Source organism: Amycolatopsis sp. NPDC004368 (genome assembly GCF_053602515.1).
Window position 1 is genome coordinate 190,438 of sequence record NZ_JBSGDT010000008.1, and the last position, 20,691, is coordinate 211,128.

Annotated in this window: 18 protein-coding genes and 1 riboswitch; of the genes, 6 read left to right on the plus strand and 12 right to left on the minus strand. The window is 70.7% G+C overall.

Annotated features, from left to right (window positions below; genetic code table 11):
- Positions 1–157: 157 nt before the first annotated feature.
- Positions 158–976 (plus strand): tyrosine-protein phosphatase, encoded by an 819-nt coding sequence (locus ACWEOE_RS15070; RefSeq protein ID WP_452008709.1) that lies wholly within the window; start codon positions 158–160, stop codon positions 974–976.
- 532 nt (positions 977–1,508) lie between these two features.
- Here the strand turns inward: ACWEOE_RS15070 and ACWEOE_RS15075 are convergent.
- Entirely contained in the window at positions 1,509–2,132 is a 624-nt protein-coding gene (locus tag ACWEOE_RS15075; protein WP_452008712.1) for an NADPH-dependent F420 reductase, read from the minus strand.
- Between the two features lie 83 nt (positions 2,133–2,215).
- Positions 2,216–2,950 carry an SDR family NAD(P)-dependent oxidoreductase gene (locus ACWEOE_RS15080; protein ID WP_452008715.1) on the minus strand — a complete coding sequence of 245 codons (735 nt, stop codon included), beginning with the start codon at positions 2,948–2,950 and terminating at the stop codon, positions 2,216–2,218.
- A gap of 62 nt (positions 2,951–3,012) precedes the next feature.
- Here ACWEOE_RS15080 and ACWEOE_RS15085 point away from each other — a divergent pair, with 62 nt between their 5' ends.
- Complete coding sequence (locus ACWEOE_RS15085; RefSeq protein WP_452008718.1) at positions 3,013–3,732, plus strand: TetR/AcrR family transcriptional regulator; 720 nt, start codon at positions 3,013–3,015, stop codon at positions 3,730–3,732.
- Between the two features lie 137 nt (positions 3,733–3,869).
- On the opposite strand, the gene ACWEOE_RS15090 is transcribed toward ACWEOE_RS15085, so the two are convergent.
- The gene (locus tag ACWEOE_RS15090) at positions 3,870–4,061 is read right to left on the minus strand and encodes an NAD(P)H-binding protein (protein WP_452008721.1); all 192 of its coding nucleotides are present in this window, start codon (positions 4,059–4,061) and stop codon (positions 3,870–3,872) included.
- A 25-nt stretch (positions 4,062–4,086) separates the two neighbouring features.
- A complete protein-coding gene (locus ACWEOE_RS15095) occupies positions 4,087–4,674 on the minus strand; it encodes an NADPH-dependent F420 reductase (protein ID WP_452008724.1) in 588 nt (195 codons plus the stop codon).
- 169 nt (positions 4,675–4,843) lie between these two features.
- On the opposite strand from ACWEOE_RS15095, the gene ACWEOE_RS15100 reads away from it, so the two are divergent.
- On the plus strand, positions 4,844–5,755 hold the full coding sequence (locus tag ACWEOE_RS15100; protein ID WP_452008831.1) for a LysR family transcriptional regulator: 912 nt from the start codon (positions 4,844–4,846) through the stop codon (positions 5,753–5,755).
- 175 nt (positions 5,756–5,930) lie between these two features.
- Here ACWEOE_RS15100 and ACWEOE_RS15105 read toward each other — a convergent pair whose 3' ends face one another.
- The 6 genes from ACWEOE_RS15105 to ACWEOE_RS15130 all read right to left on the minus strand — a co-directional run bounded on the left by ACWEOE_RS15105 (position 5,931) and on the right by ACWEOE_RS15130 (position 13,753).
- A complete protein-coding gene (locus tag ACWEOE_RS15105; RefSeq protein WP_452008727.1) occupies positions 5,931–7,142 on the minus strand; it encodes a chitinase in 1,212 nt (403 codons plus the stop codon).
- 171 nt (positions 7,143–7,313) lie between these two features.
- Positions 7,314–10,919: a cobaltochelatase subunit CobN gene (gene cobN / locus ACWEOE_RS15110; protein ID WP_452008834.1), complete on the minus strand. Its 3,606-nt coding sequence runs from the start codon at positions 10,917–10,919 to the stop codon at positions 7,314–7,316.
- 52 nt (positions 10,920–10,971) lie between these two features.
- Positions 10,972–11,065: riboswitch (cobalamin riboswitch) on the minus strand.
- 42 nt (positions 11,066–11,107) lie between these two features.
- Positions 11,108–11,728: a hypothetical protein gene (locus ACWEOE_RS15115; RefSeq protein WP_452008730.1), complete on the minus strand. Its 621-nt coding sequence runs from the start codon at positions 11,726–11,728 to the stop codon at positions 11,108–11,110.
- A 10-nt stretch (positions 11,729–11,738) separates the two neighbouring features.
- On the minus strand, positions 11,739–11,972 hold the full coding sequence (locus tag ACWEOE_RS15120) for a helix-turn-helix transcriptional regulator (RefSeq protein WP_452008733.1): 234 nt from the start codon (positions 11,970–11,972) through the stop codon (positions 11,739–11,741).
- 6 nt (positions 11,973–11,978) lie between these two features.
- Positions 11,979–12,848, minus strand: coding sequence for an ABC transporter permease (locus tag ACWEOE_RS15125; protein WP_452008735.1), 870 nt, complete (start codon positions 12,846–12,848; stop codon positions 11,979–11,981).
- Positions 12,848–13,753 (minus strand): ABC transporter ATP-binding protein, encoded by a 906-nt coding sequence (locus tag ACWEOE_RS15130; protein WP_452008738.1) that lies wholly within the window; start codon positions 13,751–13,753, stop codon positions 12,848–12,850. Before ACWEOE_RS15130 ends, ACWEOE_RS15125 begins: the two co-directional genes overlap by 1 nt.
- Before the next feature lie 82 nt (positions 13,754–13,835).
- Between ACWEOE_RS15130 and ACWEOE_RS15135 the strand changes: the two genes are divergently transcribed.
- Genes ACWEOE_RS15135 through ACWEOE_RS15145 form a run of 3 tightly spaced genes read left to right on the plus strand, consistent with a single transcriptional unit; the run spans position 13,836 to position 17,088 of the window.
- Positions 13,836–14,951 (plus strand): precorrin-3B synthase, encoded by a 1,116-nt coding sequence (locus tag ACWEOE_RS15135; protein ID WP_452008740.1) that lies wholly within the window; start codon positions 13,836–13,838, stop codon positions 14,949–14,951.
- Positions 14,948–15,571, plus strand: a complete 624-nt coding sequence (locus ACWEOE_RS15140) for a precorrin-8X methylmutase (RefSeq protein WP_452008742.1) — start codon at positions 14,948–14,950, stop codon at positions 15,569–15,571. Before ACWEOE_RS15135 ends, ACWEOE_RS15140 begins: the two co-directional genes overlap by 4 nt.
- The gene (locus ACWEOE_RS15145) at positions 15,568–17,088 is read left to right on the plus strand and encodes a precorrin-2 C(20)-methyltransferase (protein ID WP_452008745.1); all 1,521 of its coding nucleotides are present in this window, start codon (positions 15,568–15,570) and stop codon (positions 17,086–17,088) included. The genes ACWEOE_RS15140 and ACWEOE_RS15145 overlap by 4 nt, the downstream gene beginning before the upstream one ends.
- Here the strand turns inward: ACWEOE_RS15145 and ACWEOE_RS15150 are convergent.
- Both ACWEOE_RS15150 and ACWEOE_RS15155 read right to left on the minus strand, forming a co-directional pair.
- Complete coding sequence (locus ACWEOE_RS15150) at positions 17,079–17,501, minus strand: GlcG/HbpS family heme-binding protein (RefSeq protein WP_452008747.1); 423 nt, start codon at positions 17,499–17,501, stop codon at positions 17,079–17,081. The genes ACWEOE_RS15145 and ACWEOE_RS15150 overlap by 10 nt on opposite strands.
- 88 nt (positions 17,502–17,589) lie before the next feature.
- Positions 17,590–20,667: an arabinosyltransferase domain-containing protein gene (locus tag ACWEOE_RS15155; protein WP_452008749.1), complete on the minus strand. Its 3,078-nt coding sequence runs from the start codon at positions 20,665–20,667 to the stop codon at positions 17,590–17,592.
- Positions 20,668–20,691: the final 24 nt, after the last annotated feature.

Consider the following 20,691-nt stretch of genomic DNA (forward strand, 5'->3'; position numbering starts at 1 on the left):
TGCCGGCGGCGGAGTAATCCCGTCGCACCGGTGCAGCCGCGCCGCCCTCGGTGTCCGTTCGTTGAACTCCCTCCGAACCCTTCGTTGGTTGCGGTTGTCCTCGTCGGCGAATGCGGGAATTATTCACGTTCGTTCCGGAGGTGGCGAAGGGAGCGAAATGCGCGTGCGAAAGTTGTTCGTGGTAGCGGTGGCGGTGGCCGTGGGCCTGGGTGGAATGAGTGTGCCCGCGTGGGCGAACGCCGAGGGGCCGGCGATCGTCGTCAGCGCGGTGAGCCTGGAGGGAGCCAAGAACTTCCGCGACGTCGGGGGGTACACCACCGCCGACGGCCACACAGTGCGCACCGGCGTGGTCTACCGGTCCAACAAGCTTTCCGGGCTGACGGACGCGGATCTGCAGCGGCTGTCTGCATTGGACGTTTCGCTGGACGTCGACCTGCGCAACGTGAAGGAGCGCCACGACGAGCCGGACCGGATTCCCGCGAGCGCCCGCTACCAGGTGGCCGACGTCGTCTCGCTCGAGCACGGCCTGCGGTTCCACGACGACGCCGCCGTCACGTTGGCGAAGGCCATCGCGGCCGGGCTGCTCACCGGATCCGACAACATGGGCCAGTCGATCGGCTACCCGTTCTTGGTCGACTTCGTCGGCGCCGACTACGCGTTCGGCGACCTGCTTCGGGCCATCGCGGCGAACGGCTCCGGAGCCACTGTGTTCCACTGCTCCGCCGGCAAGGACCGCACCGGGTGGGCGACGGCGGTGCTGCTGAGCCTGCTCGGTGTGCCGCGCGCGACCATCGAGGCCGACTTCATGCTCAGCAACGACGAACTGGGCGACCCCGAGGCTGTGGAGCTGAGCTGGCTGCGGGCCGCCTTCGCCGAGGTCGACCACCTGTACGGCTCCATGGACGCGTACGCCCACCAGGGCCTCCGCCTCGACGACGCGACCATCAACACGCTGAAGGCGCGTCTGCTGGTCTGACCGCTGCCGGACTGGGACTCACCCTGACGTCGACTTGTACCTGTCGAAGACCGGGAAACCGTACTGGCCCAACGAAGAACAGGCTCGTCTGGACAACGCGACCGTGGGCCCGTTGGAGACCCGGGCAGGCCAGTTCCTTGACCGGTGTGTCATCCCGACGAACCCTCTGGCGCGATGAGGCCACCGCACAGCACGCCGAACTGGCCAAGCATCACACCGGACCCGACCAGCGGGTGATCATCGCGAACGGGGACGAGCAAGGCTCCCTGTGGGTCCGCGAGGTGGTCGGACCAAGGTCCATACTGCGGCGTCTCGACGCGCGGGAGCTGCGCGACGCGACCGGGATTCCGAGCCTGCCGTGGAGGTGTCGTGGTGGTGGAGTGGTCAGGGGGCGGAAGAACGACCTCCTGTGCCGAAGATCCGGTCGGGGGGCTGGAAGGTGTGTGCGCCGAGGAGGAGACCATCGAAGGTGGTGGCCAGGCGACCCTGGCCGGGACGCCGGCCGCACAGGACGGCGACAGCGCGGCCACGCTCAGCCGGAGAACTCGTTGACGCCGAGGGCGAAGTCCCCGTGGCCGACCCCGTTGCCGGCGAGGCCCACCGTGACCACGCCTGCGCCTTCCAGCCAGTGCGCCATTTTCAGGCCGCCGACGTCCAGTGGGCGCAGCCCGAGGCTCGTGATGAATGCCGCCACGTCCGCCTTGGCCTGTGCGTTGTCGCCCGCCATGAAGACGTTGGGCCGGCCCTTCTCCAGGACGTTGCGGAAGATGGTGTTGAAGGCCTTCACCACGCTGGCGCCGGCCGGGGCCACCTTGGCGACTTCCTGCGCGATCGAGGTCTCCTCGTCGTGGGCCAGCCCGTCGAACGTGGCGTTGAAGGGGTTGCTGATCTCGACGATGACCTTGCCCGCGAGGGCGTCGCCGAACTGGGTGATGGCCGGCACGACAGCGTTGTACAACAGGGCCGCGATGACGATGTCCCCGGCCGGGACGGCGCCCCACTTTCCCGTCGTGGTGCCGCCGCCGAGAGTCAGGGCCAGTTCGGCGGCCTTGGACTCATCGCGGCCGATGATCTCGACGGTGTTGCCGCCCGCTACCGCTCGGGTACCGATGGCGCGGGCCATGTTTCCGGTGCCGATGAAGCTGATGCTGCTCATGAGGTGTGCTCTCTTCCTTCTTCTCGCGGCCACGCAACACTTCATCGTGTTGCGTGGCCGCGCCCGAGAACGGTGGGTTCCGCTCAGATCGCCGTGGTGCCGCCGTCGGCTACCAGTTCCAGGCCGTTGACGTAGCTGGAGTCGTCGGAGGCGAGGAACAGCGCGACGGTGGCGATCTCCTCGGGGCGGCCCATCTTTCCCCGCGGGATCAGGGATTCGAACGCGGCCTTGGTGGCCTCGTCGAACAGTTCTTCCTGCTTGGCCGTGGCGACCTGGCCGGGGGTCAGCACGTTCACCCGGATCTTGCGGTCCTTCAGTTCGTTGAGCCACACGCGGGCCCAGGCCTGCTGCACGGCCTTGCTGCCGGCGTACAGGCTCCATCCGGGGAAGGCCCCGAGTGAGGCATTGGAGCCGGTCATGAAGACCGAGGCGCCGTCGTTGAGCAACGGCAGGGCTTTTTGCACGGTGAACAGGGTGCCGCGCGCGTTGAGCCAGAAGGCGCGGTGGAACTGTTCCTCGGTGATCTCGCCGAGGACGGCGGGTTCACCCATCCCGGCGCTGGCCCACAACACGTCGATCGAACCCTTGTCCCGCTTGACGGTGTCGTACAAGCGGTCCAGGTCGGCCAGTTCGGCCGCGTCACCATGCACGGCGGTCACGTTGCGGCCGATCAGCTTGACTGCGTCGTCCAGCGCGTCCTGCCGCCGGGCCTGGATGAAGACGTGAGCTCCCTCGTCCACGAAAAGTCGGGCGCCGGCCAGCGCCATGCCGGTCGATCCACCTGTGATCACCGCTACCTTGCCGTCGAGCTTTCCCACGAGCATTCCTTCGAATCGCCGAGTGTTCGGAACCAGCCGGTGCGTTATGTACACCGTCCTGTGTGCTTAACGTAGCGGCCGATCGACTGAAGGGCAAGTTATGTACACCGGTCGGTACCCAGCTCGGCTATGCTGGATGCATGACGGAGTTGGAGAAGGGGCCCCAAGGCCGCCGCCGGGGCAGGGGCGCGCGCGAGCGGATCCTCAGCGCGTCACAGCAGCTGTTCCGCGAACAGGGCATCAATCGCACCGGTATGGACCAGCTCTGCGCGGTGGCCCAGGTGTCGAAGCGCACGGCCTACCAGCACTTCGCCGGCAAGGACGAAGTGGTCGCCGAATACCTGCGCCGCTTCGATCCCGACGTCTTGCCCGGGGTGTTCGACCGCACCGACCTCACACCCCGCGAGCGACTCCTCGCTGTCTTCGATGTGCCGGCATCCACCCCGTTGTGCCCCTACCTCGGGGCGGCCGTCGAACTGCACGACCCGCACCACCCGGCATCCGAATGCGCACGCGACTACAAGAAAGCCATCGCCGCGCGGCTCGCCGAAACCGCCCGCGAAGCAGGGGCGACCAATCCCGAACAACTCGGCGAACAGCTGGCGCTGCTCATCGATGGCGCCTCCGCCCGCACCCGCGTCCTCGACAGCGACTGCTTCCCCACCGCCGCCGCCATCGCCGCGGTCCTCATCGACGACGCCATCCCTGCGTCAACTCCTCGGCAGCCCGGCGATGACCGCGGAACCACCGGGTCTGCTCCCGTTCCGCCGAAAACCCCATGACGGCCCCATCACGCCTCGTCGCCCGGAAGACGGCACCGGGTTCGGCGAGGCCGGATCGGTAGCTCAACGTCAGCGACGGCTGCTGCGCTTGCGCGCGTCGACCATTGAGATGGTCTGGTCGCGAGGCTTGCCGTCCTTTATGGACCAGACGCTGTCCGCAACCGGAGATCCTCGAGGTCGCCGCGACGCACCGTCGCGCCGAGCGCGGACAACACGGTCGCAGCCGGGTCCGAGCGGGACAGGCCGGTGACCTCGTGCCCGGCGGCGATGAGCTCGGGGATGAGGTGGGAACCGGTGTGGCCGGTCCCGCCGGTGACGAAAACTCGCACGATGTGTCCTTACGAGAGTGGGTACTCAGTCCGCGATGGTGACGCCGAGGCTGATGTTGAATCCGGCGCCGTGGTTGGCCAGGCCCATCAGCAGCGGACCGACCGCCTCCAGCCAACGCGCCGCGGCGAGATCGCCGGCATCCAACGGGCGCAGACCGAGGCTTTCGATGAAGGTCGACACACGGTTCTTGACGTCCGCGTCGTTGCCTGCGATCAGCACGTCCAGCCGGCCGCCCTGGGCCAGAACGTGGCCGAAGACGGTGTTGAACGCCTTCACGACGTGCGCGCCGGCCGGAACGGTCTTGGCGATCTCCTCCGCACCGGAGGTGCCGGCGGGGGTGAGCAGCCCGGTGGCATCGGCGTTGAAGGTGTTGGAGATGTCGATCACGATCTTGCCGGCCAGCGCGTCACCGAACTGGGTGAGGACCTGTGCGGCGTCGGCGTACGGCACCGCGCAGACCACGATGTCACCGGCTGGAGTAGCGCCGAATGCTCCGGCTGTCGCGCTGCCGTCGAGCTCGGCGGCCAGGGCGCCGGCCTTGGCCGCGTCGCGGCCGATGACTTCGACGGTGTTGCCGCCCTCGACCGCGCGGGTGGCGATGGCGCGGGCCATGCCCCCGAGCCCGATGATGCTGATGCTGCTCATGATGTGCTGCTTTCTGGAGTGGAAATCAGGTGGCCGCTCTCGACATCCATGGTTGCCGCCGGTCGGAGTTGATGTCCAAGACCTCTTTCAACCGCGGCGATACCCTGGTGGCATTGCCGGACCCCGGGAGGCCTTGATGGATCTGGACCTGCGCAAGCTGCGCTATTTCGTCACGGTCGCCGAAACGCTGCACTTCGGCCGAGCCGCCGAACGGCTGCACATCGCGCAGCCGGTGCTGAGCCGGCAGATCCGCGCGCTCGAGAAGGATCTCGGCGCCGCTCTGTTCACCAGGGACAGCCACGGGGTGGCGCTGACCGACGCCGGCACGCAGCTGCTCACCGACGCCACCCCACTGCTGGCCTCCGCCGACGCGGCCCGCCGCCGAGTGACCGTAGCCGCGCGGGGCAGCAAGCGGATGATGGTGGGCTTCCGGGCCGGAATCGCGGTCGCCCCGGCGATCCAGCAGTTCGCCCTCCGGCACCCGGAGGTGACGGTCGACGTGCAACGCATCGAAGCCGACGAGCAAGCCGGGATGCTGCTCGACGGCCGCATCGACATCGGCTACGTGCGGCTGCCCATCGACGAGGCCGGCCTGCGCGTCGTTCCGCTCTACACCGAGCCGCGGGTCGTGGTCCTGCCCGCCGGCCATCGGCTGGCCGGCAAGGAAGAAGTCACCGAGGCCGACCTGGCCGGCGAGCCGCTGCTGTGGCCCGCCGACGCGAGCACGCAGCCCACCAAGCGCCCGCACCCCAACGCCGGATACCTGGTTCGCGGCGTGGACGAAACGCTCGAGCACGTCGCCTCCGGCCGGGGCATCTCGTTCCTGGCGCGATCGGCGACCGTTTTCTCCACGCATCCGGACGTCACCTACGTGCCCGTCCCGGATCTGGCGCCAGACCACGTGTGCCTCGCCGCGGCGGCCTCACGTCTCTCACCTGTGGTCGACGACTTCTTCACCGCCGCCCAGGCGACGGCCGAGATCACGGCGGAATGCGGCAACTACGAAATGTGGCAGCTCGGCGGCGATGCCATCGCAAAGTATCGCTGAGCAGTTCGACCGATGACAGCCGCGCCGACGACGAGCGTGTCGCTGCTGTCTCCGCAAGGAAGTGGCTGGGTCCACGTGTGTCTCAAGCGGACCCAGCCTGTGCCACAGGCCGACCAGTGGAACGCCGGGTGGTCCACAGTGGATTCACCGTGAACCACCCGGCAGTCAACGCGCCTCAGCAGGGGCCGTTGTCGGTCCAGACGCTGTCGGGGCCGCCGGTACCGGGTTCCTCGCCCTGGGTCCACCAGCGGGCGGTCCACTTGTGGGAGTTGTGGGAGACGGAGTTGCCACCGACGTACACCGAGGCGCGGAGCCATTCCGGGGCGGTGCAGGTGCCCGGCGGGTTGCTGGGCTGGGAAGCCGGCGGGTCGGTCTGGGGTGGGGTCGCGCCGGCGAAGCGAGTGGTGAACTTGGTGAAGTCCCAGTCGTTCTGGGTGACGTTGGAGCACACGGCGTTGTCCGTGGTGGTGGTGCACGGGCGGTCGCGGTTCACGGCCCAGTAGGTGAAGCGCGCGAGGTGGTGGCTGGTCGCGTAGTCGTACACCGTCTGGAAGTCCGAGAGGGTGAAGATCTCCGCGTTGTCCGAACGGCCGTTCATGCCGGAGAAGCCCTCGTGCGAGTACGCGGTGGCGCTGTCCCAGCCGAGGTGGCTTTCCAGCAGGCCGTGGAAGTTCTCGAGGGCGGAGACCTGCGCGGCCGAGCCGGCGAAGCCGCCGTCGAAGGGCATGATGGAGAAGTTGTTGGGGGTGAAGCCGATGGCCTTCGCCTGGTCGAGCAGCTGCGTGCCGAACCAGCCCGTGCCGGCGGAGGTGCCGGGCATGGTCACCGACACGTACAGGCCGGGGTTGGCGGCCTGGAGCTTCTTGGCGGCGCCGAGCTCGTTCGCGATGGCCGGGGCGCTTTCGTACTCGGGCTCTTCGAGGTCGAAGTCGATGGCCTTGAGGCCGTACTTCGACACCACCTGCTGGTAGGCGGCGGCGGTCGCGTCGACGGTGCCGCACGTCTGGCCCAGCTTCGTGCCGCCGTAGCCGCCGACGGAGACCGACACGTCACCGCCGTTGCCGCGGATGCGGTTGATCACGCCGCCGACCGCGGTGTCGGACGAGACCGCCGACTTGCCGTCCCACGTGGGGGAACAGCCGCCGCCGTCGGGGGCGAGGATGAAGGCCAGCTGGAACGCCTTCTGGCCGGTCGCGTTCATCACCGTGATCGGGTCGGGCGGGTTGTTGCTCACGGGCATGAGGTACGGCGCCGAGGCGTACCAGTTGTTGCTCAGCGCCGCGGTGGTGGCGGCGGGCTGGGCGTCGGCGGTCACGGCGAGAGTCGCGGCTGTCCCGAGCACGGTGGCGGCGGCGATCCCGACGGCGGCCAGTCTGCTTCGTTGCATCTGTCCTCCAGCTGTCGAGCGGGGTGCGCTCCAGCATTGGACTAGACCATTTCGAAGTCAACCCGCGGCCCGACGTTCGAGGGGCCGTCGAGGGCGAAATGCCCGGATTCGCGGGGCTGGTTCACCCTGGCGGAGCACGGACCACGGAGCCGGCTGGTACAGACCAGCCGCCTACTCGGCTTCCAGATCACCTTCCAGCGTGAGGTAGACGTCGCGCAGCTGCGCCAGCAGGTCGGGGTCCGGCTCGGACCACAGACCGCGGTCGGCGGCTTCGGTGAGGCGTTCGATGATGCCGCGCAACGCCCACGGGTTCGCCTGGCGCAGGAACTCCTGGTTCTCGCCGTCCAGCACGTAGGACTCCGACAGCTTCTCGTACATCCAGTCGTCCACCACACCGGCGGTAGCGTCGAAACCGAAGAGGTAGTCGACCGTCGCGGCGAGCTCGAAGGCGCCCTTGTAGCCGTGGCGGCGCATGGCCGCGAGCCAGCGCGGGTTGACCACGCGGGCGCGGAAGACTCGGGCCGTCTCCTCACCCAGCGTCCGCGTGCGCACGGCGTCCGGGGTGGTGCTGTCGCCGATGTAGGACGCGGGGGCTGAGCCGGTCAGCGCGCGCACAGTGGCGATCATGCCCCCGTGGTACTGGAAGTAGTCGTCGGAGTCGGCGATGTCGTGTTCGCGGGTGTCGGTGTTCTTGGCGGCCACCACGATGCGCTTGTAGGCGCTCTCCATGTCGGCACGGGCCGGGCGGCCGTCGAGGTCGCGGCCGTAGGCGAAACCGCCCCAGACGGCGTAGACCTCGGCCAGGTCCTTGTCGTCGCGCCAGTTGCCGGAGTCCATCAACGGCAGCAGGCCCGCGCCGTACGCGCCCGGCTTCGAGCCGAAAATGCGCGTGGTGGCCCGGCGGGAATCACCGTGGTCAGCCAGATCCGCCGACACGTGGGCGCGCACGAAGTTCTCCGACGAAGGCTCGTCCAGTGAAGCCACCAGGCGGACGGCGTCGTCCAGCAAGGTGATCACGTGCGGGAACGCGTCGCGGAAGAAGCCGCTGATGCGCACGGTCACGTCGATCCGCGGCCGGCCCAGTTCGGCGAGCGGAATGGCCTCCAGGCCCGTGACCCGCCGAGACGCCTCGTCCCACACCGGCTGCACACCCAGCAGCGCCAGCACTTCCGCCGCGTCGTCGCCCGACGTCCGCATGGCCGAGGTGCCCCACACCGAAAGGCCCACGGACGTCGGCCACGCACCGGTGTCCTCGCGGTAGCGGCGCAGCAGCGAATCGGCCAGCGCCTGGCCGGTTTCCCACGCCAGGCGGCTCGGAATGGCCTTCGGGTCGACGGTGTAGAAGTTGCGGCCCGTCGGCAGCACGTTCACCAAGCCCCGCAAGGGAGAACCGCTCGGCCCGGCCGGGATGTAGCCGCCGTCCAGCGCGTGCAGCACCGCGGCGATCTCATCGGACGTACCGGCCAGGCGCGGCACGATCTCGGTGGCCGCGAAGGTCAGCACCTGCGAGACCGAGGGATCCTCCGCGTCCAGCGTCTCCAAGACCACGGACGGAACCGCGGCCACGTCCCACGACCGTTCTTCCATCAAAGCAACCAGCGACCGCGCCGTGGTCTCGATCGCGTCCACTTCGGACAGCGGCGCGTCGGAGTTCTCCTTCAGCCCCAACGCCGAGCGCAGTCCGGGGACCGCCCCCTGCTGACCGCCCCACATCTGCTGCGCGCGCAGCATCGCCAGCACGAGGTTCACGCGTGCCTCGCCGACGGGTGCCTCGCCCAGGATGTGCAGGCCGTCGCGGATCTGGGCGTCTTTGACCTCGCAGAGCCAGCCGTCGATGTGGAGCAGGAAGTCGTCGAACTCCGCGTCGTGCGGGCGTTCGGCCACGCCCAGGTCGTGGTCGAGCTTCGCGGCCTGGATGAGCGTCCAGATCTGCGCGCGGATGGCCGGCAGCTTGGCCGGGTCCATCGCGGCGATGTTGGCGTGCTCGTCCATCAGCTGTTCGAGCCGGGCGAGATCACCGTAGGACTCGGCGCGGGCCATGGGCGGGATCAGGTGGTCGACGATCGTCGCGTGGGCCCGCCGTTTCGCCTGTGCGCCCTCGCCCGGGTCGTTGATCAGGAACGGGTACACCAGCGGCAGATTGCCCAGCACGGCATCGGGCGCGCACGACGCCGACAGGCCGGCCGTCTTGCCCGGCAGCCATTCGAGCGATCCGTGTTTGCCGAGGTGCACCACGGCGTGCGCGCCGAACTCCTCCTCCAGCCAGCGGTACGCGGCGAGGTAGTGGTGGCTCGGCGGCAGGTCCGGGTTGTGGTAGATCGCCACCGGGTTCTCGCCGAACCCGCGTGGTGGCTGGATCATGATCACGACGTTGCCCGACTGCAGCGAGGCGAGCACGATGTCGCCCGAGGGATTTGCCGACGTGTCGACATACAACGACCCCGGCGCCGGACCCCAGTGCTCCTCCACAGCCGAACGCAGGTCTTCGGGCAGTGCCGCGAACCACTGCCGGTACCGGGCGGCCGGCACACGGATCGGGTTGCCCGCCAGCTGCTCCTGCGTCAGCCATTCCGGATCCTGCCCGCCGGCGGCGATCAGCGCGTGGATCAACGCGTCGCCGTCCGGCTGGTCCGTTCCGGTCGGCTCGACGCCGGGGAACGCGTCCGCGCCCAGGTCGTAGCCCTGCGCACGCATCAGCCGCAGCAGCTTGACCGCCGACGCGGGCGTGTCGAGACCAACCGCGTTGCCCACCCGCGAGTGCTTCGTCGGGTACGCCGAGAGCATCAGCGCGATCCGCCGCTCAGGCGCCGGGGTGTGGCGCAGCCGCGCGTGCGCCACCGCGATCCCCGCGACCCGTGAAGCTCGCTCCGCGTCGGCGACATAGCGGGGCAGACCGTCCTCGTCGAACTCCTTGAAGGAGAACGGCACCGTGATGAGCCGGCCGTCGAACTCCGGCACGGCCATCTGGTTGCCCGCGTCGAGCGGCGACAGGCCGTCGTCGCTCGCGGACCACGTCGAGCGGTCGCTGGTGAGGCACAGCGCCTGCAGGATCGGGATGTCGAGCGCCGCCATCTCGGCGACGTCCCACGCCTCGTCGTCGCCACCCGCGCCGGCTTCCGACGGCCGCGTGCCGCCGGCCGCCAGCACCGTGACCAGCAACGCGTCGGCCCGGCCCAGCTCGGCCATCATCTCCGGCTCGCGGTTGCGCAGCGACGCGCAGTGGATCGGCAGGGCGCGCCCGCCCGCGGCCTCGATCGCGTCGGCCAGCGCGTGGACGAACGCGGTGTTGCCCGCCAAGTGGTGCGCGCGGTAGTAGAGAATCCCGACGACCGGGCCGTCGCCCTCCACCGGGGGCCGCTCCAGCACACCCCACGCGGGCAGCTGCGCCGGCGGCTCGAAGCCGTCGCCGGTCAGCAGCAGCGTGTCCGACAGGAACCGGTGCAGCTGGGTGAGGTTCTCGGGCCCGCCCTGCGCGAGGTACGCGTGGGCCTGCGCCGCGATGCCCGCCGGCACCGTGGAGAGTTTCATCAGCTCCGCGTCCGGTGTCTGCTCGCCGCCCAGCACCACCACGTGCGAGCCCGACGCGCGCAGCGCGTCCAGGCCCTCCTGCCACGACCGCGGCGTGCCCAGGATCCGGACCACGACGATCGGCGCACCGGCCAGCAGCTCCGGCAGGTCCGCGACGTCGAGCCGGGCGGGGTTCGCGAGCCGGAACTCGCCCTCGGAAGCCCGGGCGCTGAGCAGATCGGTGTCCGAAGTGGACAGCAGCAGGATCACGGTGGTCCTCACTCGGGGTGTCCGCGCCCCGGGTCGTCGGTCGCGCCGGCGGGAGTTCCTGGCTCCCCGGAGCTGGTCCGGGTCACAGTGGCGGGACCGTCCCGGACTTCCACCGGGTTCCTCCACCTGCCGACGCATGGTTCGGCCTCCACTCTCACGGGGCCGGGGACCCGCGTCAAGGTGACGTCTCAGACCACGCGCACGGCCACGATCGGTCGCTCGGCCACCGGGTGGGTCCGCTGCGCCGTGACGCTCCACGCGTAACCCGCGAACCCGCCCGTTTCCGGTGCCGCGTGGAAGACCAGGTGCCCGTAGCCGGCGCCCTGCCCCGCGGGGGAGCGGCTGTCGGGAAACTCGGGTGACGTGCCGTGCGGGTCGGCCGTGCAGTCGGCCACCGGCACCACGTACGCCTTGTCCTCGTCCGCCACCACGGGCGTGCCCCGGACCAGCGCGATGTGCCCGGTGTTGGTGGGTTCCCGGTGGCCGTAGTCGACCACCACGAGATCACCCGGGCGCAGGTCGGCGACGGTGTCCACCCGCGCGAAGTGCGGCACGGACCGGCGCTCGAACACCCACCGGTACGTGCGCGAGGGCGGGCTCACCGAGCGGAAGTGCCTGGTGAAGAACTCGTCGTCGGCCCAGTCGTACACGTGCTTGAGCAGCTGGGTCTGGAACGAGGCGCACTGCGTGTGGTTGCGCCACGGCGGCGTCCAGCTCACCACGTCGGGCTCGCCGGAGGCCTTGTAGCGGTTGGCCTCCGGCGCTAGGTGGTCGATGAGGTCCTCGGCGGCTTGCAGGTGGGCGATCACCCCATCCGTTCTACGCCGACCGGTCGCCGATCCGCGGGAACGGCTCGGTGGAGAAGAGCACCTCCACCGACACTTCGAAGAACTGCGCGATCCGCAACGCGACGAACAGGCTCGGGCTGTATTCGCCGCGTTCCAGGTACCCGATCGTCTGGTAGTGCACGCCGAGCGCGTCGGCCAGCTGCCGGCGCGAGATCCCGCGCTCGGCGCGCAGCACCGCGATGCGGTTGTAGACGTTCTCGCTCACCGCCGATCACACACGCTGCAGTGCCCTCTCCCGTCGTTCGGCCACCGACGACCCGGACTCGCGCCGCGCCATGCGCCGCAGCAGCACCGGGGCCAGCGCCAATCCGATCACGGCCCACGCCAGCAGCACGCCGAGGGTCGCCCACGGCCGCCACGACTGCGAGATCTCCACCACCACGGCCGAGTCGGGCAGCAGCGCCGAGCGCATGCCGAGGCCGAGCCAGTACATCGGGAAGACCTGCGCGATGTCCTGTACCCAGACCGGCAGCGCGGTGATCGGGTAGAAGATGCCGGAGATGGCCGCGAGACCCGTGGTGGGCAGCATGACCAGCGCCATGGCGCGCGGGTCGCGGATCAGCGAACCGATCGCGGCACCCAGCGGCAGCGTGGCCAGCAGCCCGAGCACCAGCACCCAGAGCAGGTTCAGCCACGACCACACGCCGTCCGACGCCAGGCCGGAGAACAGGAACAGGCACGGCACGAGCACCACGACCAGGCCGGTCACCTGCATGAACGAGAGCGACACGATCTTGCCGATCAGGTAGCCGAGCATGCCGTTGGGCGTGGCCTTGGCCCGCAGCAGCGTGCCGTCCTCGCGGTCGACCACGAGCTGCCCCGCCGCGCCGGACAGGCCGTTGAACACGAGCCCGGCGCCGAGCACGCTCGGCACGGTCGCGGTGCCCAGCGAGAACGACGTGCCGGGCAGGTGCGCGTTGCGCATGAAGAACAGCGTGGTCAGGATCAGGACCAGCCAGATCACCTGACCGAGCACGTCGTCGCGGTTCGTCCACTGCTGGCGGAACTCGATGAGCCCGCGCCGCAGCCCGTTGCGTGCGGCGGCTCGCGTGCCGGCCGCCTTGAGGGTCACGGTCGTCATCACACGCCCGCTTCCACGAGACCGGTTTCCGCCCGGTGCACCAAGGTCATGTAGGTGTCCTCGAGGGAGGCGCGGCGCACCTCGAGGTTGGCGACCGCGTCGCCGTGCTGCTTGAAGAGCTCGAAGACGTACTTCGTGGCTTCGGTGGTGGAGTGCACGAAGTGCTGTCCGTCGATCGACCAGCGCACCTCGGCCTCGCCGGCGATCTGGCGGCTGAGCTCGTCGGCCGAGCCGTCGGCGACGATGCGGCCGCCGTTGAGGATGAGGATCCGATCGGCCAGCTTCTCGGCCTCGTCGAGGTCGTGGGTGGTGAGCAGGATCGTCGTGTCGTTGTCGTCGGCCAAGCGGTGCACGAGGTCGTGGAACTCGCGCCGCGCCTGCGGATCGAAGCCCGCGGTCGGCTCGTCGAGGAACAGCACTTCGGGCCGGCCGACGATGCCGATCGCCACGTCGAGCCGGCGCCGCTGGCCGCCGGAGAGCTGCCGGAGCTTCTTGTCCGCGTGCGGGGTGAGCCCCACGGCCTCGATCAGCTCGGTGGTATCCCACGGCCGGTGGTACGGCGCGTAGTACTCGCCGAGGTGGGCCAGCAGCTCCCGCACGCGCCACTTCCCGTGGTCACGCCAGGACTGGAGCACGACCCCCAGCCGTGCCCGCCAGTCCTCGCCGCCCTTCGCCGGGTCGGTGCCGAGCACCTCGACCTCGCCGGCCGAGCGCATCCGGAAGCCTTCGAGGATTTCGATCGTGGTCGTCTTGCCGGCGCCGTTGGGCCCCAGCAGGCAGAGCACTTCGCCGCGGTGCGCTGTGAAGCCGACGCCGTGGAGCACGTCGTTCGTGCCGTACCTCATGCGCAGGCCCTCGGCCCGCAACACGACTTCGTCGGGATTTCTCACCGAACCCACCCCCATCGCTCGTGTGCGACGAAATGTAGCACACCTACTACATTTGATCGCAAGGCTGCTGAATCTGCTGCCCGCTACAGTGAGCGGCATGTCCAGCCCTGCCCGCGTGCGCGCCGATGCCTGTCCCGGGGTCTTCGCGACGCACGACGCGGCCGACGGACCGCTCGCCCGCGTGCGCCTGCCCGGCGGGGTCGTCTCGGCGGAGCGGCTGCGCGTGCTGGCGTCCTGCGCCGAGGATCTCGGCGACGGCAACGTGCACCTCACCTCGCGCGGCAACGTGCAGCTGCGCGGCGTGACCCGGCCCGGGCTGGCGACGCGGCTGACCGAAGCCGGGCTGCTGCCGTCGCCGACGCACGAACGCGTGCGCAATGTGCTGGCGTCGCCGTTGAGCGGCGGGATCGCCGACGTGCGGGGGCTGGCTGGTGAGCTCGACCTGGCGTTGTGTGCCGAACCGTCGTTGGCCGAGTTGCCCGGGCGGTTCCTGTTCGCCTTCGACGACGGCCGGGGTGACGTCGCCGGCGAAGGTCCCGATGTGTGCTGGCGGGCGGTGACGCCGGCGTCGGGCACGGTCCTGCTCGCGGGCACCGACACCGGCTGGGTCGTGCCGCGGGCCGAAGCCGTGGCCGCGGTGCTGACGGTCGCGCGGGCGTTCGCCGGGCACCGGGGGACGGCGTGGCGGGTGGCCGAGCTGGCCGATCCGCCGGCGCTCCTGCCGGACGTCCCCCGAGGTGAACCGGTCGACCGTCCGACGCGGGTGGACCCGACCGTCGGGCCGCTCGGTGCCGACGGCGTCGGGGTCGCACCGCGGTTCGGGCAGCTCACAGCCGCGCAGCTGCGAACCTTGGCGGACCTCGCGGACCCCGTGATCGTCACGCCGTGGCGCTCGATCGTGCTTCCCGAAGCGGCTCCGGACGCGGTCGCGCGCCTGCACGCGGCCGGGCTGAGCACGGATCCGGCCGTGGCGGAGGTCACGGCGTGCATCGGCCGCCCCGGCTGCGCGAAGTCGCTCGCCGACGTGCGGGCCGATGCCGCACGCCTGCCGGCGGGCGTCCGCGCGCACGTGGTGGGCTGCGCGCGACGCTGCGGGCGGCCCTCGGGCCCCCACCTCGACGTGGTCGCCGAAGCCGGCGGCTACCGTGTCGGCGGACGTCTGCTCACGGCGTCCCGCCTGGCGGACTCCTTGGTGAGGAAGGAAAACCCGTGATCGACTACCTGGCCGACGGAGCCGAGATCTACCGGCACTCGTTCGCCACGATCCGCGAGGAGGCGGACCTGGCGATTCTGCCCGATGACGTCGCCGGTGTCGCGGTGCGGATGATCCACTCCTGCGGGATGGTCGACCTCGTCGACGATCTGCGGTACTCGCTCGACGTGGTCGAGGCCGGCCGCGCGGCGCTCGAAGCGGGCGCGCCGGTGCTGTGCGACGCGAAGATGATCGCCAGCGGCATCACCCGCAAGCGGCTGCCCGCGGCCAACGACATCGTCTGCACGCTCGACGACCCCAGCGTGCCGGGGCTGGCCGAGCGCATGGGCACCACGCGCTCGGCCGCCGCGCTGGAGCTGTGGCGCGAGTCGCTGCCGGGTTCGGTGGTGGCGATCGGCAACGCGCCCACCGCGTTGTTCCGCCTGCTGGAGCTGCTCGAAGAGGGTGTCGGGGCGCCGGCCGCGATCATCGGCGTGCCCGTGGGGTTCGTCGGCGCGGCGGAGTCCAAAGTGGAGCTCGTGAAGCGGGCACCCGCGCCGTACCTGGTGGTGCAGGGACGCCGGGGCGGCAGCGCGATGGCCGTGGCGGCCGTGAACGCGCTCGCGAGCGTGGTCGAATGACCGGGCGGCTCTACGGCGTCGGGCTCGGACCCGGCGACCCGGAACTGATGACGGTGAAGGCCGCGCGGCTCATCGGCGAGGCCGACGTGATCGCCTACCACAGCGCGCGCCACGGCCGCAGCATCGCGCGTTCGGTGGCCGAGCCGTACCTGCACGAGGGCCAGCTGGAGGAACCGCTGGTCTACCCCGTCACCACGGAGACCACGGACCACCCCGGCGGCTACGAGGGGGCGATCGCCGATTTCTACGAGCTGAGCGCGAAAAAGCTGGCCGAGCACCTCGACGCCGGGCGCGACGTCGTGGTGCTGTGCGAAGGCGACCCGTTTTTCTACGGCTCCTACATGTACATGCACGAGCGCCTGTCCGGCCGCTTCGAGGCCGAGGTCGTGCCCGGCGTGACGTCGGTGAGCGCGGCGGCGTCGGTGCTCGGGCGTCCGCTGGTGCAGCGCGACGAGGTGCTCACGATGCTGCCCGGCACGTTGCCCGCGCCCGAACTGGCGCGCCGGCTGGCCGACACGCAGGCCGCGGCCGTGCTGAAACTGGGCCGCACCTTCGGTTCCGTGCGCGAGGCCTTCGCTGAAGCGGGCAAACTGGACGACGCGTGGTACGTCGAGCGCGCGACCTGGGGCGAGCAGCGCATCGAACCGCTGGCCGACGTCGATCCGGCGACGGTGCCGTACTTCTCCCTGGCGCTGCTGCCGAGCCCGGCGTACGCGTCGCGAGTGGACGGTGAGCCGGCGGTGGTCGCTCCGGCGGCCCAGCCCGCCGCCGTGGGTGGCGAGGTCGTGGTCGTCGGGCTCGGGCCGGCGGGGCCGCAGTGGCTCACGCCCGAGGCGTCGGCCGAGCTCGCGGCGGCGGAGCACGTGGTGGGCTACGGCCCGTACGTCGCCCGGGTGCCGCAGCGTGCGGGCCAGCAGCGGCACGCGTCAGGCAACCGCGTGGAGGCCGACCGGGCGGTGGAAGCGCTGGAGCTGGCGGCTTCCGGAGCGAGGGTTGCCGTGGTGTCCTCGGGTGACCCCGGGGTGTTCGCGATGGCGTCCGCGGTGCTGGAACAGGTCGCCGCCGGGCGTGGTGGCGGGGTGCGCGTGCGGATCGTGCCCGGGGTGACGGCCGCGCAGGCCGCCGCTTCGCGCGTCGGTGCGCCGCTGGGCCACGACTACTGCGTGCTGTCGCTCTCGGATCGCCTCAAGCCGTGGGACGTCATCGAGCGGCGCCTCGACGCCGCCGGCGCGGCCGATCTCGTGCTGGCGCTTTACAACCCGGCTTCGCGCACGCGCACCACTCAGCTGGCCACGACGCGGGAAGTGCTGCTGCGCCACCGTGATCCGGCCACGCCGCTGGTGGTGGCGCGCGACGTCGGCGGGCCTGAGGAGCAGATCACCGTGACCACGCTGGGTGAACTGCATCCGTCCACTGTGGACATGCGGTGCCTGCTCATCGTGGGCTCGTCGAAAACGGTGGCGCAGCAGGGCCCGGACGGCACGACGGTCGTCTGGACCCCGCGCTCCTACGCCTGAGCCAGGCGTTCGAGGGCGGTGAGCAGGGCTTCCTCGTCCTCGGCGCTCTGCGCACCCGACGCGCCGGCGGCACCGACGATCACGTCACCCTGGGTGATGAGAACGCCGCCGGCGCGGGCGACGAAGTCCCCGGAGTAGAGGTGCTGCACGGCGCCGACGACCTCGCCGGGCAGCGCCACTTCGCTCGACGGCTTCAGCATGTGCAGCGCGGTGCGCGCCTTGGCCACGGCCACGCGGCTGGTCACGGGCGTGCCACCGTCGGCGCGCTTGAGGGTGATCACTTCACCGGTGACGTCGAGCACGGCCACGGCCAGCGGCGCGAACCCGCGCTCGGCGGCGACGGCGTGCGCCGTGTCCACCAGCTGGTTCGCTTCGGCCAACGTCAACCCGGGCAGGCGAGGGGTATCAGACACGGTGTCGAACCTAGCCGCGCCCGGCCGCGGCCGTCCACCGGGTCGCGGCCGACCGCACACGGAGTACCCCGGCGGGTGCCCGAGTGACTCAGCGCGTCGGGTCCTTGCCGTTCGGCTGTGCCGGCCCCGGGCCTGGCGACCACCACCCCCACACCGTCTTGCGGCCGCGCGTCACCGTCGGCGCGATGCCTTCGCTGAACGGCTCCACCTGCAGCAGCTGACCCCACGACTGGCTCGGCTGCCCGATCAGGTAACTAGGCACCTCGGGCTCCTTCGCCACCTCCTCGAGCCAGCCGATCGGCCCGCCGTTGGTGGCCGACGCCCACTGGGCCTCGTCGGCCAGCGCACCGGCCGTGATGCGGTAGTCGGGGACCTGGGAGATGCCGTCGTGGGAGGTCACGGGGCTGGCGCAGGGGTAGACGAACGACGCGGGCCAGTCGAGGTACACGGACTTGCCCTGGAGCTTGTCGGTGAGCGTGGTGAACGTCGGCACGCGCGGGGCGGACGCGGCGATCCAGCCGTCCTCCGTGAGGTCGTTGTCGACGATGTCCACACGCACCGAGGTGGTCTGCGGCGGCAGGTCACGCAGGTTGATGCGGGTGTCGTTCCAGCCGCCGGTGCCCGCGCCGGGCGGGAGGGCGAACTGGCTGCGCAGCACCTTCACGCCCTCGGCCGTCACGACGCCGTAGTCGAGGCTCACCGACGCGGGCCGGCGGGCCTGGCCCGCGGTCGCGATCACGATCTGGCCGTCGGCCGGTTTGGCCGCCAGCGCGTACCACTGGCTGCGCAGCCGGCCGGCGCGGTCCTTCTCGAAGTAGCTGCTCCACATGGGCACGGTGTCGGGCGTGAAGCCGTGCGGGGGCTCGGCGAGCGGGTCGTCCTCGTCGGTCGCCCGGGTGTGGAAGCCGGTCTGCACCTGGCCGTTGTCCGGATCCGGGTTCGGCAGCGGCGATTCCTCCTGCTTGGCCGGCACGGTGCGCTGCTCGGGCTGCGGCTGCAGCATGCTCTTGGCGGCGTCGGTCTCCACCATCACGTGGTCGGACAGGTTGCAGCTCTTGCCGAACAGGTGCCCGACGTTCGCGGCGCCCAGGCTGTAGCTGCCGCGCTGGATGTAGATCGCCGCCGCCATCGTGTAGAACTCGCCGGCCGCCACCAGACCGCACACGACCACGAGCGACAGCGAGCCCAGCCGCAGCGAGCGGCCGCGGCCTTCCTGGGGTGCGGGGGCGCCCGGACGGTGGGCGCGGATGTTTTCCACGAACGCGTAGACCCCCGCGATCGCGGCCGCCACCAGCAGGATCGTTGACAGCGGAATGCCACCGATCGATGGCGCCAGCCCGGTCCACGGCACGCCCAGCCGCGAGACGAACCAGTACGTGTTCGGCCCCGTCGCCGCGAGGGCGCCGACCACGAGCAGCCCCGCCAGGAACGTGGCGCGGTTGCGGTTGGACCGCAGCACGGTGGAACTCGTCGCCAGGGCGGTCAACGCGGCCATCGACGCGCCGACGGCCGCGAACGCGCCGAAGTGGTGCGTCCACTTCGTCGGCGTGAGCGCCAGCAGCAGGAAGAACAACGCGGTGGTGCCGATCAGCCGCCGGCTCGGCCCGAGCGCGGCGCCCGGAATGCGGCCGCGCCGCAGCAGCACGACCAGGCAGGTGACCGTGCACAGCACCACCAGCAGCACCGGGAACCGGCGGGGCGCCGAGCCGTCGGGCAGGTTCTCGAACAACAGCTGGTAGCGCGCGAGCTCCTGGAACCACGACAGGTTCGGGCCCACCTGCGTGCGGATGCGCGTGGCCTCCTGCACGGTCGCGAACGTCTGGTCGGCGAACACCACCACCAGCACCAGCAGTCCCGACGCGGCGATCGGCGCGAGGATCGGCAGCCAGCCGCTCGCCGCGCGTTGGCGCACCAGCTTGAACAACGGCCGCGCGGCCACCAGGAACGGGGCCACCGCGATCAGCCCGGTCGGTGTCGCGGCGAGCGTGAACGCGGCGGCGGTCAGCCCCAGGCACAGCGGCAGCAGCCGGCGGGTCACCAAGGCGCGCTCCACCGCGCAGATGGCGAGCAGCGAACCCAGCGCCGCCACGGGTTCGGGCCGCACGCCGTTGTTGTAGGGCATCCACCAGACGAGGAACACGGCCGCCGCGGCCCAGCCGGCCGCGCGGCTGCCACGCACCTGCGTGCCCAGCCGCGGCATGACCTCACGGCTGATGAGCAGCCAGCTGATCACGCCGACCAGGTACGACGGCAGCCGGATCCACGGGGGCACGGTGCTGACGTGGGTCATCAGCTCGTAGAGGTGGTAGAACCAGCCGAACGGCGCCTCCGCGACGCCGAACCAGCGGTGGTAGTTGGTCAGGAACCCCGTGGATTCGGTGACCCTGGCCATCGTGAGGATGTAGCCGTCGTCCGAGGTCACCGGTCCGATGAACACCCACGCGCCGAGCGCGAGGATCACCGTGGCGTCGCGGCCGGTCAGCCGCCACCAGCCCACCGGCGCCCACCGCGGTGCCCGCCGCCCGAAGCCGGAATCCATGCGCCACACGGCGATCAGACAGGCGAGGAAGGCCAGCGCACCGAGGATGCCGACGCCGAGCTTCAACGCGGTTGGCGACGTTTGGTAGCGCGTGTCCGGCACGACGGTCACGTGCAGGCCCGCGATCGGGTCCTTCGCGGAGCTGATCGACGAGTAGATGCCGACCACGCGCGGACGGACGTCGCCGGTCGTGCGGAACACGGTCGTGCCGGCGACCGCGAGCGTCATCTGCGTGGCGTCGGACTTCAGTGTCACCGTGCAGCCGGCCGGCGGCAGCGGCTGCTGCGCGATCTGCTGGCCCTGGCTGGAAGCGAGCAGCACGCCGTTGTCCACGCGCAGCTGCAGGCCGACGCCGTTGCCCGCGCGCGGGTCGGTGCGCCCGTCCGGCACGGTCGCGAAGAGCAGCGCCGGACCGTTCGTGCGCGCGTCGAGCGACTTGATCGCGGCACACGGCACCTCGGCCTCGAGGTCCTGGGCCCAGTACCCGGTCAAGGGCGCGTTGACGGACCGCGTGTCGGAACCGGTCGGCCAGGCGATCTCCGCGGTGTCCTGCACGACGGGCAGAAACGGGTAGGCGAGGGCGCATAGCGCCGAAAGCAACCCCAGCGCTACGGCAATCGGACGCATCCCCGAAAAATATCCGGTGCGCCG

Coding starts and splice junctions, on each gene's coding strand:
- ACWEOE_RS15125 (WP_452008735.1), bottom strand. CDS start 12,848: ATGACGACCGTGACCCTCAAGGCGGCCGGCACGCGAGCCGCCGCACGC.
- ACWEOE_RS15145 (WP_452008745.1), top strand. CDS start 15,568: ATGACCGGGCGGCTCTACGGCGTCGGGCTCGGACCCGGCGACCCGGAA.
- ACWEOE_RS15100 (WP_452008831.1), top strand. CDS start 4,844: ATGGATCTGGACCTGCGCAAGCTGCGCTATTTCGTCACGGTCGCCGAA.
- ACWEOE_RS15075 (WP_452008712.1), bottom strand. CDS start 2,132: ATGAGCAGCATCAGCTTCATCGGCACCGGAAACATGGCCCGCGCCATC.
- ACWEOE_RS15155 (WP_452008749.1), bottom strand. CDS start 20,667: ATGCGTCCGATTGCCGTAGCGCTGGGGTTGCTTTCGGCGCTATGCGCC.
- ACWEOE_RS15095 (WP_452008724.1), bottom strand. CDS start 4,674: ATGGCCCGCGCCATCGCCACCCGCGCGGTCGAGGGCGGCAACACCGTC.
- ACWEOE_RS15130 (WP_452008738.1), bottom strand. CDS start 13,753: ATGGGGGTGGGTTCGGTGAGAAATCCCGACGAAGTCGTGTTGCGGGCC.
- ACWEOE_RS15070 (WP_452008709.1), top strand. CDS start 158: ATGCGCGTGCGAAAGTTGTTCGTGGTAGCGGTGGCGGTGGCCGTGGGC.
- ACWEOE_RS15105 (WP_452008727.1), bottom strand. CDS start 7,142: ATGCAACGAAGCAGACTGGCCGCCGTCGGGATCGCCGCCGCCACCGTG.
- ACWEOE_RS15135 (WP_452008740.1), top strand. CDS start 13,836: ATGTCCAGCCCTGCCCGCGTGCGCGCCGATGCCTGTCCCGGGGTCTTC.